The sequence below is a fragment of the Paraburkholderia sp. DD10 genome (assembly GCF_049177125.1).
Classification (GTDB): domain Bacteria; phylum Pseudomonadota; class Gammaproteobacteria; order Burkholderiales; family Burkholderiaceae; genus Paraburkholderia; species Paraburkholderia terricola.
In genome coordinates, this window is the sequence record NZ_CP185393.1 from 215,275 (window position 1) to 229,141 (window position 13,867).

The following is a 13,867-nucleotide window of genomic DNA, read 5'->3' on the forward strand; positions in this document are numbered from 1 at the left end:
CCTTAAGGTTTTAAGGGGTTTTCGTCTGCATGAGTCCGTCACTGACCGTTCGCCGTATCGCCGCTGATCAAGGCGCCGTTTTTCGCGAACTCCGTACCGCATCGCTGCGCGAGGCGCCCTATGCCTTCGGCGCGACGCTAGAAGACGCGTTGTCGGCCGACGCCGCGAGTTTCGACGCCACCGCCGCGGAACACGCGGTTTCATTGCGCATCACCACCTTCATTCTTTACACCGAAGGCCATCCCGCCGGCTTGATCGAAGCGCATTTCGACGACACCACGCCGCGTCGCGCGTTCGTCTGCGAGTTGTGGGTGGCGCCGGCCGTGCGTCATCTGCGGGGCGGCGAGTTGCTGGTCGACACGGCCAGCGCCTGGCTCGCCAACCAGGGCGCCACCGAAATCCACGCGTGGGTCGCCGACGCCAATCGCAATGCAATGCGCTTCTACGAAGCGCTCGGCTTCGGTCCCACCGGCGAACACCGGCGCGTCGCGCGCGCGCCCGAGCAAGCCGAAAGTCTGCTGGTGCGGCACGTGCCCACCACCTCACAGGCATCCCAGCAGTGATCTCGCGAGCGGCGCAACAAGCTGCCGCTCGATTCCCCTCCGCGTGTGCCCAACTGCGTCTGTCCGGCGTTTTCGGCCGGCTCGACGGTGCGAGCGCAGCCTCTTTGGCTACCGCGTGGCCGTCCTCATGGTAACGGCGTGTTCGCGGCAGTCGCTCTCCCGGCAAAAAAGCTGGCCGCACGCGCGGACGCCTGTAAAATACGCAAAATTTTTTGCCGAACGCTATGTCGCCCAAGAAATCGCCCTTTTTCGAACTCCGCAGCGGCTCTGTCGACACGCTCCTGTTTGTGGTCAAGACAACCGACCTCGACGCCATGCGTGCCGAATTGACCCGGCGCTTCGAGGCGACCCCCGAATTTTTTGCCAACGATGTCGTCGCGATCGACGTGCGCCGTCTCGCGGAGAACGAACGCGTGCCGCTCGCCGACATCGCCCAACTGCTCGACAGCGTGCGCATGCGCCCGGTCGGCGTGGTCGCCAGCGCGCAGCAGGCGTGGGCGGCCGAATCGGCATTGCCGCTGCTCGAAGCGCGCGACCGCCGCGGCCCCGCCGCCAGGTCCGCGGACGAGGAAAGCGCCAACGCATCCGCGGCGGCACCGGATGCCGCCGTCACGAACGCCACGCCGGCGGACGATCTGTTCTCGGCAGCCGCAGCCGCAGCCGACCCGGCGCCCGCCGCGGAACCGGTACGTCTCGCCACCTCGTCGCAAACGATGGTGGTCGACAAGCCGCTGCGCTCGGGCCAGCGCATCTATGCAAAGGGCGATCTCGTCGTGCTCGGGTTGGTGAGCTACGGCGCGGAAGTGATCGCGGAAGGCAACATCCATATTTACGCGCCGTTGCGCGGCCGGGCCTTGGCCGGCGTGCAGGGCAACCACGACGCGCGCATTTTCTGCACGTGTCTCGAACCGGAACTGATCTCGATCGCGGGCATCTATCGAACGACCGAGAACCCGCTGCCGGCCGACGTGCTCGGCAAGCCGGTGCAGATCTGGCTCGAAGACGAAAAACTGATGATCGAACCACTGCGGCTCACTTGAGCGGCGTGAAGCGCGCGGCTGTCCCGAACGGTTTCGGCACGCGGCGCTTCACGGCAAATATGGCCGCACATAATTGACGAATTTGACGAACACAAGGTAAGGGTAATGGCAAAAATCATTGTGGTGACTTCGGGCAAGGGTGGCGTGGGCAAGACGACCACGAGCGCGAGTTTTGCATCTGCCCTCGCACTGCGCGGCAGCAAAACCGCCGTGATCGACTTCGACGTCGGCCTGCGCAACCTCGACCTCATCATGGGCTGCGAGCGCCGTGTGGTGTACGACCTGATCAACGTGATCCAGGGCGAAGCCAACCTGAACCAGGCGCTGATCAAGGACAAGAAGTGCGAGAACCTGTTCATCCTGCCGGCCTCGCAAACGCGTGACAAAGACGCGCTGACCATGGAAGGCGTCGAGAAGGTCATCAACGATCTGATCGCGATGGACTTCGAATACATTGTTTGCGATTCGCCGGCCGGTATCGAATCGGGCGCGCTGCTCGCAATGCATTTCGCCGACGAAGCGCTGATCGTGACCAATCCCGAAGTCTCGTCGGTGCGCGACTCGGACCGCATTCTCGGCATTCTGTCCTCCAAGACCAAGCGCGCGATCGAAAGCAAGGAGCCGATCAAGGAACACCTGCTGATTACCCGCTACAACCCAAAGCGCGTGAGCGAAGGCGAAATGCTCTCGCTGACCGACATCCAGGAAATTCTGCGTATCGATCTGATCGGCGTGATTCCCGAGTCGGAAGCGGTGCTGCACGCGTCGAACCAGGGTCTGCCGGCGGTGCACCTCGACGGCACCGATGTGGCCGAAGCCTATAAAGACGTCGTGTCGCGTTTCCTCGGCGAGCAGAAGTCGCTTCGCTTTACCGATTACCAGAAGCCCGGGCTGCTGCAGCGCCTCTTCGGCACCAAGTAAGGGGAGCGCACGTAATGTCGATTCTTTCGTTTTTGCTGGGCGAGAAGAAGAAATCCGCGTCGGTAGCGAAGGAACGCCTGCAGTTGATCATCGCGCACGAGCGCGCCGGCGGCCATGCACCCGCCGATTACCTGCCTGCGTTGCAACGCGAACTGGTGGCCGTGATTTCGAAGTACGTGAAGATTTCCCATGACGATATTCGCGTGAGCCTCGAGCGCCAGGACGATCTCGAGGTGCTCGAGGTCAAGATCGAAATACCGCAGGCCTGATCCGTCGCGATTCGTTTCGCGAGGGGTTTTATTCAAGGTGGCGCGTGCTTCGCTTCGTTGAGTCGTGGTGACTTGACGTGACGAAGCGCGGGCCTGCGCTGCGGCTGCGCCGGGTCCGCCGCCTTCGCCGCGTGGTTATCGCCGCGCTTGCCGTTTTCGCGTTTCCCCGCCTCGCCGTTCTTTTTCCCTCGGTGGTCCATGTTCATGCGCGCGTGCATGGGCCTCGTCACGCGCGCTCGGCGCGTCGAAATAATCCGTAGCACTTCAGGCCGCGCCGTAACACGTCCAGGGTCAGCGTGTTTGTCCCCTCGCGCATTAAACGGGTAACGCCGCGTGCGGCGTCTTTCCACAGAGGGAAAACATGAACAAAACCTTTCGCTTGCTGCTCGCCAATGCCGTGCTGATCGCTGCCGGCGCGTCCGCCGTGGCATCGGCGTCGGCCGCTGAAGTCGTCGTGATCGCGCCGTCGGCGCCGCCGCCGGTGCGTTATGAAGCGGTGCCCGCGCCGCGCGTCGGCTATGTGTGGGATCACGGGCATTGGCGCTGGGAGCACGGCCGCTATGTGTGGGTCGCGGGTCATTGGCAGGCCGAGCGTGTCGGCTATCACTGGGTGCCGGGCCACTGGATTGCGCACGGACCGCACTATCGCTGGGTACAGGGCCACTGGGCCTGACATGAACGCATGAGCGGCGGGCGCGGCGTGTTCGGCATGCGGCCCGCGCAGCGCAGCGTCCGCCTGCCTGGTCACCGAGGAATCATGGATGAAGAAGAATCTGCTGCTGCTCGCCGCACTGGCTGTCGTGCTCGCCGGTTGCGTGGTGGTGCCGGCGCGGCCGGTTTATCTGCGCGCGCCTGCGGTAGTCGTCTATTGACGCGGGGCGCCGGCGTCGTCGTTAGCGGACGCGTCGCCGGCGATTTCCTCGGCGACGGGTCCGGGCACCTCGACCTCGGGCACCTCCGGCACAGGAGCGGGCGCCGGCTGCGGCAGCGGCGCCCTATAACGCTCCGCCAGCGACTCATACAGCGGCGGCGCGAAAAAGCGCGCTACGCGGCTCGCGATCAACGCGGTGGCCATCAGCGAGATCACGAGCGCGTGACCGTCGATCATCTCCATCACAATCACGAACGACGTGATCGGCGACTGCGTGACCGCGGCCAGATAGCCGACCATCGCGAGCGCGATCAGCATCGGCAATTGCATCGAGCCGAACACCATGTGCAGCAGATTGCCGAAGCCCGCGCCGATCGATAGCGAAGGCGCGAAGATGCCGCCCGGAATGCCGGGCAGATACGAGCCGACCATCGAGATCATCTTCAGAAACGGGTAGAACACGGACAACTGCGCGTGTCCGTCGAGCAAGCCGCGCGCTTCCGCATAGCCGCTGCCGAAAGTCGTGCCGCCCGAAATCAGGCCGACCACCGCGATCACGAAGCCGCACAGCGCCGCGAACACGACCGGCCGCTCGCCATGCAATTGACGCAGCGGCCCCGGAATCCAGCGCGCGGTGTTCAGCAGCAGCCAGCCGAACACGCCGCCCGCGATGCCGGTGACGATCGCCGTGAGCAGCACCGCGAGCGCGAGCAGATCGGGGAAGTGCGCGCCGATCTGGATGGTGCCGAAATACGTGTAGTTGCCGTTCAGCCCGAGCGCGATCACGCCGGCGATGATGATCGCGGTGATCAACACGCCGCTCGCGCGCGCCTCGAAGCTGCGCGTCAATTCCTCGATGGCGAACACGATGCCCGCCAACGGCGTATTGAACGCCGCCGACAAGCCCGCCGCCGCGCCGGCCAGTACCAGTTGCCGCTCGATCAGCGCGTTCGAGCGCGGATAGAGCCGCCGCAGATTGAACATCAGCGCCGCGCCCACCTGCACGGTGGGCCCTTCGCGACCGATCGTGAAGCCGCCCAGAATCGCCAGAAACGACACGGCGATCTTGCCGAACAGAATCCTGAACGACAGCAGCCGCGCGCCGTATTCGCCGGGTTTCGCATGCAGCGTGGCGATCACTTGCGGAATGCCGCTGCCTTCGGCGCCGCGAAAGAACTTGCGCGTGAGCCAGACGGCGAGCGCCGCGACCGCCGGCGTGACGAGCAACGGCGCCCACACGTGCCGTTGCTGCATCGCGCGAAATTCGCCGTAGCCCCAATCGATCAGCCTCGCGTACAGCACCGCAATGAGGCCGACCGCGATCGCGCCCAGCCAGAACACGCCGTATTGCCGCCACAAACGTCTTGCGCGACGGACGATGGCGGAAGAAAGCGGAGGCAATGCCCTGGACATGGCGGTGTGCTGGCGCAAAAGGGAAAATTATATCGCTCGCTGAATCGGCGAAACGGTGTGAAAGCGTTTAGAAATGGAGTAAAAGGGCTGGTTGTAAGGCATCGCGTGTAATACGCCGTAGTGATGCCAGGCCCGGCGCGCTGCGGCGTTCGGCAAGGAACATTTCAATCGTCGGCTAAAATGCCTCGACGTTCGAACAACCAACAGGTCATTAATGAAGCGAGTCCTTATCGTCAAGGTCACCTCACTCGGCGATATCGTGCAGGCGTTGCCGGTCGTGGCCGACATCAAACGCGCATATCCCGGCGTTCAGGTTGACTGGGCAGCCGACGAAGCATTCGCCGAAGTGGTGCAATGGAGCCAGAGTGTCGACCGCGTGCTTTGCGCGCCGTTGCGCCGCTTCAAGAAAGCGCGCCGGTGGGGCGATTTCCGGGCGATCGCGGCGTCGATCGCGGAACTGCGCGCCTATCGTTACGATTTCATCATCGACATTCACGGCGTATACAAGAGCGCGATCATCGCCTTTCTGGCGCGTTCGTCGCGGCGGATCGGCTATCAGTCGCAAGACCTCGGCGAGCGCGGCGCGGCGTTCGCTTACACCGGGCGCTTCGGTCCGCGTCCGAAATGCAATGCGTGGCACGGCATGCGCATCAGCACGGGTGAAGCGCTCGGCTACGAGGTCGAAGGCCCGCCTATTTACAACCTGCGCTTGCCCGAGCCTGCCCGGCCGCCGTTCGAGTCCATTAGCGCGCCGGTCGCGGCGCTCTTTCATGCCACCTCCAAGGACGACAAGAAGTGGCCGTCGACCCATTGGGCGGCGGTCGGGCGTGAATTGACGCAGCGCGGCTTCCACGTGGTGCTGCCTTGGGGTTCCGAAGGCGAGCGCGCCGAGGCGGAGCAAATCGCCTCGCAGGTGCCGGGCTCGGCCGTCTTGCCGAAAATGAGCGTGACCGGCATCGCCCAGATGATCGACGCGTGCGCGCTGGTGGTCGGCACCGACACCGGCTTCGTCCATCTTGCGCACGCGCTGCAGAAGCGCACGGTGATGATTTTCGTGTCGACGTCGCCCGCGCACTGCGGGATCGAGTCGCCGTTCCGTTCGATCTCGATCGGCGACGGCCATTCGGTGCCGCCGATCAGCGCCGCGCTCGAGGCGATCGACTACGTGCATGGCGAGCCGCGTGTCGCCGATTTACAGCACGGCTCGACCACCGCCTGAACGCCGGGTCCGGCAATCGTTTGCCAAAAAATAGAGGCGCGACGCGCAGTCAGCCCGAATGGGCATTGCCGCGTAACGCCTCCAGAAAGCGCCCGCGTCGGGGAACTACGGGCGCAAAGGCATTGATGGGCCGTCAGTCAGCCGATCGCGCCGGGCGGTTCAGACCAGGCGCCGTGCATTACACGCCTGTTAAATCTGTCGCTATTCGTTGAGCGCGGTATGAGCCGCGCGGACTTCTTTTGCCGGGTCGCCCGCACGCGCATGGTGCGCGAAGGCGCTGACCCGCCGCTTGCCGACTTGACTCCCGGCGGCGAAACGGCCACCGGCGGGGTTCGTGCCGCTGGAACGTCCTTAAACCAGTATAGGCGGTGTTCCTCTACGAGGTGAGCGCGCGGCGGCCATCTTCCCCCGCCGCTGTCACGTGTTCGGAGCGTGTAACACCTTCGTGATGTTCGCTTACAAATCGCAACGCCCGCGTGGGGCGTCGTCGTGTCCAATCGGGTCATTCGGGATTTCAGCTCGAATGAAATCTGACTCGACGGAGAACAACATGAAACGCCTCATCCTTACCCTGATCGCCGGCACGCTGCTCGCCACGGCACTCGGCGGCTGCATCGTCGCCCCCGCGCCTGGCTACTACTACGGCGGTGGCGGTTATTACCATCACGGCGGTTACTACTATCGGTAAGGGTATGGCGTAAAGATGGCTCGCGCTGCATCTGAACCGCGGTTCAGATGCAGCGCGAAGCCGGTGCGGCGCCGCAGCACCGAAGCGTGTCAAGCCAGCAGCATTTCGAATGCGAGCACGGCCGTGACGGCCGCCGCGTTCGCCGCCAGCGCCTCGACGACGATGCCCTTCCAGGTCGCCGGGCGAAAGCGCAACGCCAGCAATAATGCGCATAGCAGCGCCAGCGCGATGATCATCACGATATCCGCGTTGTGGAGATGAATACTCATCCAGCCTCCCTGCTTGCCTTAGGGTCTTTGGAAACGAGTATAGGCAAGTCAAAAAGACGCGCAAGACGGGGAATCACGTTGGCGCGCGTCGTTACATCAACCGCGTGTCGCGCGTCTCGCGCATGCACAGCACGCCGATCATGCTGACCGCCGCCGCGATCGACACATACGCGCCGACCCACGGCAGCCCGCCGCGCGCGGCCAGCATCTGCGCGATATACGGCGCGACCGATGCGCCGAGAATCCCGCCGAGGTTGTACGACACGCCCGCGCCGGTATAACGCACGTTGGTGGGGAAAAGCTCGGGCAGCAGCGCGCCCATCGGCGCGAAGGTCACGCCCATCAGGAACAGTTCGATCACGAGGAACAGCAGCACGAGCTGCGTCTGTCCGCTGCCGAGCAGCGGCGCCATCGTGAAGCCCGACAGGATCGCCGCGACGATGCCGACCATCAGCACCGGCTTGCGGCCATAGCGGTCGCTCGCCCAGGCCGACAGCGGCGTGGCGAGCGCCATGAACACCACGGCGATGCACAGCAGCCCGAGGAACGTCTGCCGCGGAATATGCAGCACGGAGACGCCGTAGGACAGCGAAAACGTCGTGGCGTTGTAGAACAGCGTGTAGCAGACCACCATCGCGAGCGCGCCGAGCAGCGTCGGCAGCCAGTGCTGCGAGAGCAGCGTGGCGATCGGCACCTTCACGCGCTCCTTGCGCTCGATCGCCGCCTGGAAGGCCGGCGTCTCGGCGATTTTCAAACGCACGTACAGCCCGAGCAAGACCAGCACCGCGCTGACGATGAACGGCACGCGCCAGCCCCAACTGCGGAACTGCTCGTCGGTGAGCGACAAAGCCAGCGCGAAGAACAGACCGTTGGAAGCGAGAAAGCCGACCGACGGTCCCAGTTGCGGAAACATGCCGAACCAGCCGCGCTTGCCGGCCGGCGCGTTCTCGGTGGCGAGCAACGCCGCGCCGCCCCATTCGCCGCCGAGGCCGATGCCCTGGCCGAAGCGCAAGATGCACAGCAGGATCGGCGCCAGGCTGCCGATCGCGTCGTAGCCGGGCACGAAGCCGATCAGCGTGGTCGACACGCCCATCACCAGCAGCGAGGCGACCAGCGTCGACTTGCGACCGATCCGGTCGCCGAAGTGGCCGAACAGGAACGAGCCGATCGGTCGCGCGACGAACGCGATGCCGAACGTGACGAAGGCCGACAGTGCCTGCGCGGTGGCCGAGCCGTGCGGGAAAAACACCGGCCCGATGACGAGCGCCGCGGCGGTCGCGTAGACGTAGAAATCGTAGAACTCGATCGCGGTGCCGATGAAGCTCGCGAAGATGATTCGCGCGCTATTGTTCTGCCCGGCTGCGTCGGGCTGGGCCGCGGAAATCGGCGAAGTGGACATGCAGGGTCTCCATGTGTCGTGATGCCGTCGGGCGCCGTGCTTCGTCGCACGCTGGCGCGGTCGCTCGGCGGTTTTTCGGGGTCATGCGCTTGCGCGTCGCGCGCCGGTTTGTTCAAGGCGACATGCGGCCACGCGCGGCGCTGGCAATGCGGCAACAGCTTACAACGGCAGCCGGCAAAACTCGCCCACGAAAGCGGCCATACCAGGGAAATAACCCGGCGAGGTGCGCGACGCGTGCGGGCTGTGAGGCGGCCGGTCGATGCACCGCACGGATCGCCGCGATCAGGCTTCGCATGCGTCGTGCATCGTGCGTGCATCGGGAAGCGTGCATCAAGCAGGCGGCGCGCGGATGGCGCGGCAACGCTGCAATCGGGCTTGCGCTGCGCCGGCGGATGAGCGGGCGGCGTGAGCCAATGCCGGAAGACTCCGGCGCGGGGAATCGAAAAATTATAGCGAGCGTGACTGCCACGCAGCAAGGCAGCGCGCGACTTGCCGTGCGCGCGTTGCCATGCCGATAGCGTGTTCAATCAATGGTCAACGCTTGCGGCGATGCGAGTTGGCGCAACTGGAACTTGCCGTTGTCGTTGAAAAGCCAGTCTTCGAACAGTTCGAGTTGCCCGCGGCCGTTCAGCAATTTGCCGGGCGGCTCCGGGAATGGCGCCGCGCGCCGCAAGGTGGCGAGCGCGGTGCTCTCCGCTTCGTCGTCGCCGTTGCTGCGATAGACCGACGATTGCACCACATGCCCGTTGCGGTCGACCGTGAACGACACCACCACCAGCGAGCGCAGCATCGCTTGCGGCGTGCCGCGCAGCACATAGGAAGGATTGCGTTCGACGATGCGTTTCGCGACGGCTTCGCGATACTGGTCGAGGGTCAAACTGTTGACCGCCGCGGCCGGCGTGGTGACGACGGGACGTTGCGGCGGCGTGAACGTGCAGCCCGCTACGACGATGGCCAACGCCGCCGTTAGCGCACGAGCCCCGGCGGAACCGCGCACATGCAGTGAAGAGACGCGCGGCGCAGCCACCGCGCAAACGTGTGAAGCGACGCATCCGGTGACGCGCCGAGGATAACGTGAGCGGGTATGCATGGCCGTGGCAACGACAAGTGATTGTTCTAAAGTTGATGGTAGCCAAAACGCGCGAGGATTCAATTGGCGTTCGCCCTGTATGCCGGCGCAGGTTCATGGCATGGTGCGGGCTCGCGGATTGCTGCGCGAGGTCCTGGCATATCGTTCTGTCGCATGCCGCGAAAGCGGCTGAGCGATTCAACTCGCGCACGAATTGACATACCATCCGGTTCTGTCCATTACCGAACGAACCGACATCATGGTCACTTGCTATTTGCGCTACATCGTCGATCCGTACAAGCTGAAAGAGTTCGAGCACTACGGCAAGCTGTGGATTCCGCTGGTCGAGAAATTCGGCGGACGGCATCACGGCTATTTCCTGCCGTCCGAAGGCACGAACAATGTCGCGCTCGCGATGTTCACGTTCGAATCGCTCGCGGCGTATGAGGCTTACCGCATCGAGTCGATGGACGATCCCGAGTGCCAGGCCGCATTTGCGTATGCGGAACAAACGCGCTGTATCGTCAGTTACGAACGCAGTTTTTTCCGGCCGGTTTTCAGCTGAATGCATGCGCTGTAACGCGCCGAAATTTGGCCGGATTTGTGTATGGCGCAAACGCGCCTACACTGCGATGGCCTCTTTCGAGAGGCATCGGTGGAAGTCTTTCATTTAGCCCGCTTCGCGCGGGCTTTCTTTTGTGCGGCGCCTTGCGCAATCGGTCCGGCGTCGCGGCGCACAAACGAAAAAGGCGAACCCGTCGATGAGTTCGCCTTTCCTTGCGCTTTGGTGCCTGTCTTCGAAACTAGCGTTACTTCAACGCTTCCCGCGCAGCCTTCACGGCGGCCAGCACCTGCTCCGGCGCGGTGCCGCCCGGATGATTGCGGCTCGCCACCGAACCTTCCAGCGTCAGATACGAGAACACGTCCTCGCCGATCAGTTGCGCGACGTTCGGCAGTTCCGCGCGCATTTCGTCGAGCGTCAGATCCGCCAGATCGCAGCCGCGATCCGCGCACACGCGCACGGCCAGCGCGACCGCTTCGTGTGCGTCGCGGAACGGCAGGCCGCGCTTGACGAGGTAGTCGGCCAGATCGGTTGCCGTCGAGAAGCCTTGCAGCGCGGCGTCGCGCATCGCTTGCGGCTTGACCGAGATGCCGGCGACCATTTCAGCGAAGATGCGCAGCGTGTCGGCTACCGTATCGACCGTGTCGAACAGCGGCTCCTTGTCTTCCTGATTGTCTTTGTTGTACGCGAGCGGCTGACCTTTCATCAGCGTGAGCAGCGCGATCAGATGACCGTTCACGCGGCCCGTCTTGCCGCGCGCGAGTTCCGGCACGTCCGGGTTCTTCTTCTGCGGCATGATGGACGAACCGGTGCAGAAGCGGTCGGCCAGATCGATGAAGCCGACGCGCGGGCTCATCCACAGCACCAGCTCTTCCGAGAAGCGCGACACGTGCGTCATGATCAGCGCCGACGCGGCCGTGAATTCGATCGCGAAGTCGCGATCGGAGACGGCGTCGAGCGAATTCGCGCAGATGCCGTCGAAGCCCAGCGTTTTCGCCACCGCGTGACGGTCGATCGGATAGCTGGTGCCGGCGAGCGCCGCCGCGCCCAGCGGCAGACGGTTCACGCGCTTGCGGCAATCGAGCATGCGCTCGGCGTCGCGCGAAAACATTTCGACATAGGCGAGCAGATGATGGCCGAACGTGACCGGCTGCGCGACCTGCAGATGCGTGAAGCCCGGCATGATGGTGGACGCGTTTTTCTCCGCCATGTCGAGCAGGGCGGTGCGCAATTGCGTGAGCAGGCCGCCGATGCGGTCGATCTCGCCGCGCAGCCACAGCCGGATGTCCGTCGCGACCTGGTCGTTGCGCGAGCGGCCGGTGTGCAGGCGCTTGCCCGCGTCGCCGATCAGCGCGGTCAGGCGCGCTTCGATGTTCAGATGAACGTCTTCCAGATCGAGCTGCCACTCGAATTCGCCGCGCTCGATTTCACCCTTGATCTGCGCCATGCCGCGTTGGATCGCGGCGAGGTCGTCGGCGGCGATGATCTTCTGCGCGGCCAGCATCGAGGCGTGCGCGAGCGACCCTTCGATGTCGACGAGCGCGAGACGCTTGTCGAAGAAAACCGACGACGTGTAGCGTTTGACGAGTTCCGACATCGGCTCCGAGAAGCGAGCCGACCAGGCTTCGCCTTTTTTGTGCAGTTGGGACGTCATGGTGTTGGGCAGTTGAACGAGCGGTGAGAGGCTGACGGCGCCTGGTTGGATACACGTACCTTAGGCACGCCGGATACGCTAAATGCGCCGCCGAAACGAAGAAACCGGCAAAGGCCAAGATTTTAACACTCGCCTATTCCCGCACCAGCACCACCAGCTTCAGGTCTTCGCGATGCGCGGGTTTGAAGGTGATCTGGTCGTAGACGATGCGGCCCTCGCGCGGATGATTGAACTCGCGCCGCCCGCCTTCACGGCCGCCCACGTCCTGCGACGCCCAGAAGCGTGCGAACGCGTCGCTGGCGGCGCTGAGCGAGTCGATCAGCGCGCGCGTGGGCGCGTCGTTCAGGTGGCGGATCGAGTCGGCGCGGAATTCGGCGGCGAGGCGCCGCGCGCGCGTTTCCCAGTCGACGATCAACTCGCGCGCGGCCGGCTCGGTGAAGGTGAAACGCAGCAGATTGCGGTCGTGCGCGCCGTCCAGCCAGCCGACGAACAGGTCGGCGGCGCGCTCGTTCCAGGCGAGCGCATTCCACTGGCGGTCGAGCACGTAGGCCGGCGCGTTCACGAGCTGCACGGTTTCGAGCAGCGTGGCGGGCGCGTCGGCGGCGGCCGGATCGGGCTCGGCCGGATCGCGCTGGGCGGCCAGTTCGAACAGATAAGCCCGCTCGGCGCGCGACAGTTGCAGCGCGACGGCGATCCGCGCGAGCGCGTCGGCGGAGGCGGAAACCGGCCGGCCTTGCTCGATCCACGTGTACCAGGTCGGGCTCACGCCGCACAGTTGCGCGACTTCCTCGCGCCGCAAGCCCGGCGTGCGGCGGCGCGGGCCGGGCGGCAGGCCGACCGCTTGCGGCGTGAGCCGTTCGCGATGAGCGCGGATGAAGTCGCCGAGCGCGCGGGCTGGCGTGGCGTCGAGCGGCGGCGGGTTGTCGGCGGTGGACGGCGTGGTCATTCTGATCGGGCAGCGCGTGGAGGCATTAGGGGGTGTGATTGATACCAGAATAATTGCTTAACTTGTACTGGTACATGGCGGGCTCTATTGTAGCGGCAGGCACGGCGCGATGCCGTTCCGAGCAACCCCACCTGGATAAACGGAGTCTTCCATGAAGCACCACGATCAGGTCGCCGACGCCTTCGGCTCGACCGCCGCCGCGTATTTGATGAGTCCGACCCATGCGAGCGGCGCCGATCTGCGGACGCTGGCCGAAGCGATCGCGGCGACGCCCGACGCGACGGTGCTCGACATGGGCTGCGGCGCGGGCCACGCGAGTTTCGCGGTCGCGCCGCACGCGAGGGAGGTCGTCGCCTACGACATCGCGCCGCCCATGCTGGCGACGGTGGAAGGCGCGGCGAAGGAACGCGGTCTCCCGAACATCCGCACGCGGCAGGGCGCCGCCGAAACGCTGCCGTTCGACGACCATTCGTTCGACTGGGCGATCAGCCGGATGAGCGCGCATCACTGGCACGACGTGCCGCTTGCGCTCGCCGAAGTGCGGCGCGTGCTGAAGCCGGGCGGCAAGGTGTTGTTCGTCGACATCGCCGGCAGCGATCATCCGTTGCTCGACACGCATATCCAGGCGGTCGAACTGTTGCGCGACGGCTCGCATATCCGCGATTACCGCGCCGACGAATGGATCGCGTTTTTCGAAGCGGCGGGTTTCAGCGCATCGATTCGCGAGCGTTGGCGCATCGACATCGAGTTCGGCTCGTGGGTGGCGCGCATGCGCACGCCGGAACCGCGCGTGGTGGCGATTCGCTCGCTGTGGACACATTCGCCCGATGAAGTGCGCGAGTATTTCGACGTGCGTGAAGATGGCTCGTTCAAGCTCGACGCGCTGATGGTGCAGGCGCACTAAAAGCGCATCGAGCGTGCCGCCGCTCCACAAACGACAAAGCCGGACGCGAACTGCTTCGCCCCCGGCTTTGTCATTGCCGC

The 13,867-nt window shown here is 64.7% G+C and carries 16 protein-coding genes; 9 read left to right on the top strand and 7 right to left on the bottom strand.

The features are described 5' to 3' along the window. Positions 1–29: 29 nt before the first annotated feature. From ACOCG7_RS16310 to minE, 4 genes are all read left to right on the top strand, one after another. Complete coding sequence (locus ACOCG7_RS16310) at positions 30–563, top strand: GNAT family N-acetyltransferase (RefSeq protein WP_073430778.1); 534 nt, start codon at positions 30–32, stop codon at positions 561–563. A gap of 224 nt (positions 564–787) precedes the next feature. Then, positions 788–1,603 (top strand): septum site-determining protein MinC, encoded by an 816-nt coding sequence (gene minC, locus ACOCG7_RS16315; protein WP_114162029.1) that lies wholly within the window; start codon positions 788–790, stop codon positions 1,601–1,603. 105 nt (positions 1,604–1,708) lie between these two features. Further along, positions 1,709–2,524 carry a septum site-determining protein MinD gene (gene minD / locus ACOCG7_RS16320; protein ID WP_027799748.1) on the top strand — a complete coding sequence of 272 codons (816 nt, stop codon included), beginning with the start codon at positions 1,709–1,711 and terminating at the stop codon, positions 2,522–2,524. A gap of 14 nt (positions 2,525–2,538) precedes the next feature. Further along, complete coding sequence (gene minE / locus ACOCG7_RS16325; RefSeq protein WP_012432104.1) at positions 2,539–2,793, top strand: cell division topological specificity factor MinE; 255 nt, start codon at positions 2,539–2,541, stop codon at positions 2,791–2,793. Positions 2,794–2,825: 32 nt separating this feature from the next. Here minE and ACOCG7_RS16330 read toward each other — a convergent pair whose 3' ends face one another. Then, positions 2,826–3,011, bottom strand: coding sequence for a hypothetical protein (locus ACOCG7_RS16330; RefSeq protein ID WP_114162030.1), 186 nt, complete (start codon positions 3,009–3,011; stop codon positions 2,826–2,828). 143 nt (positions 3,012–3,154) lie between these two features. Between ACOCG7_RS16330 and ACOCG7_RS16335 the strand changes: the two genes are divergently transcribed. After that, positions 3,155–3,466: a YXWGXW repeat-containing protein gene (locus ACOCG7_RS16335; RefSeq protein WP_073430775.1), complete on the top strand. Its 312-nt coding sequence runs from the start codon at positions 3,155–3,157 to the stop codon at positions 3,464–3,466. 192 nt (positions 3,467–3,658) lie between these two features. Here the strand turns inward: ACOCG7_RS16335 and ACOCG7_RS16340 are convergent, their stop codons facing one another. After that, positions 3,659–5,077 carry a chloride channel protein gene (locus tag ACOCG7_RS16340; RefSeq protein WP_073430774.1) on the bottom strand — a complete coding sequence of 473 codons (1,419 nt, stop codon included), beginning with the start codon at positions 5,075–5,077 and terminating at the stop codon, positions 3,659–3,661. Between the two features lie 214 nt (positions 5,078–5,291). Between ACOCG7_RS16340 and waaC the strand changes: the two genes are divergently transcribed. Continuing rightward, positions 5,292–6,296, top strand: a complete 1,005-nt coding sequence (gene waaC / locus ACOCG7_RS16345; protein WP_073430773.1) for a lipopolysaccharide heptosyltransferase I — start codon at positions 5,292–5,294, stop codon at positions 6,294–6,296. Between the two features lie 550 nt (positions 6,297–6,846). After that, positions 6,847–6,984 (top strand): hypothetical protein, encoded by a 138-nt coding sequence (locus ACOCG7_RS16350; protein ID WP_167363299.1) that lies wholly within the window; start codon positions 6,847–6,849, stop codon positions 6,982–6,984. Between the two features lie 89 nt (positions 6,985–7,073). Here the strand turns inward: ACOCG7_RS16350 and ACOCG7_RS16355 are convergent, their stop codons facing one another. The 3 genes from ACOCG7_RS16355 to ACOCG7_RS16365 all read right to left on the bottom strand — a co-directional run bounded on the left by ACOCG7_RS16355 (position 7,074) and on the right by ACOCG7_RS16365 (position 9,742). Beyond that, complete coding sequence (locus tag ACOCG7_RS16355) at positions 7,074–7,253, bottom strand: hypothetical protein (RefSeq protein WP_114162031.1); 180 nt, start codon at positions 7,251–7,253, stop codon at positions 7,074–7,076. 91 nt (positions 7,254–7,344) lie between these two features. Further along, on the bottom strand, positions 7,345–8,652 hold the full coding sequence (locus tag ACOCG7_RS16360) for an MFS transporter (RefSeq protein WP_114162032.1): 1,308 nt from the start codon (positions 8,650–8,652) through the stop codon (positions 7,345–7,347). A 523-nt stretch (positions 8,653–9,175) separates the two neighbouring features. Further along, positions 9,176–9,742 carry an energy transducer TonB family protein gene (locus ACOCG7_RS16365; RefSeq protein WP_083085463.1) on the bottom strand — a complete coding sequence of 189 codons (567 nt, stop codon included), beginning with the start codon at positions 9,740–9,742 and terminating at the stop codon, positions 9,176–9,178. Between the two features lie 238 nt (positions 9,743–9,980). On the opposite strand from ACOCG7_RS16365, the gene ACOCG7_RS16370 reads away from it, so the two are divergent. Then, on the top strand, positions 9,981–10,286 hold the full coding sequence (locus tag ACOCG7_RS16370; RefSeq protein WP_073430769.1) for an NIPSNAP family protein: 306 nt from the start codon (positions 9,981–9,983) through the stop codon (positions 10,284–10,286). 244 nt (positions 10,287–10,530) lie between these two features. On the opposite strand, the gene argH is transcribed toward ACOCG7_RS16370, so the two are convergent. After that, positions 10,531–11,937: an argininosuccinate lyase gene (gene argH, locus ACOCG7_RS16375; RefSeq protein WP_073430768.1), complete on the bottom strand. Its 1,407-nt coding sequence runs from the start codon at positions 11,935–11,937 to the stop codon at positions 10,531–10,533. 133 nt (positions 11,938–12,070) lie between these two features. Beyond that, positions 12,071–12,883: a helix-turn-helix transcriptional regulator gene (locus ACOCG7_RS16380; protein WP_114162033.1), complete on the bottom strand. Its 813-nt coding sequence runs from the start codon at positions 12,881–12,883 to the stop codon at positions 12,071–12,073. Positions 12,884–13,034: 151 nt separating this feature from the next. Between ACOCG7_RS16380 and ACOCG7_RS16385 the strand changes: the two genes are divergently transcribed. Continuing rightward, positions 13,035–13,787, top strand: coding sequence for a class I SAM-dependent methyltransferase (locus tag ACOCG7_RS16385; RefSeq protein WP_114162034.1), 753 nt, complete (start codon positions 13,035–13,037; stop codon positions 13,785–13,787). Positions 13,788–13,867: the final 80 nt, after the last annotated feature.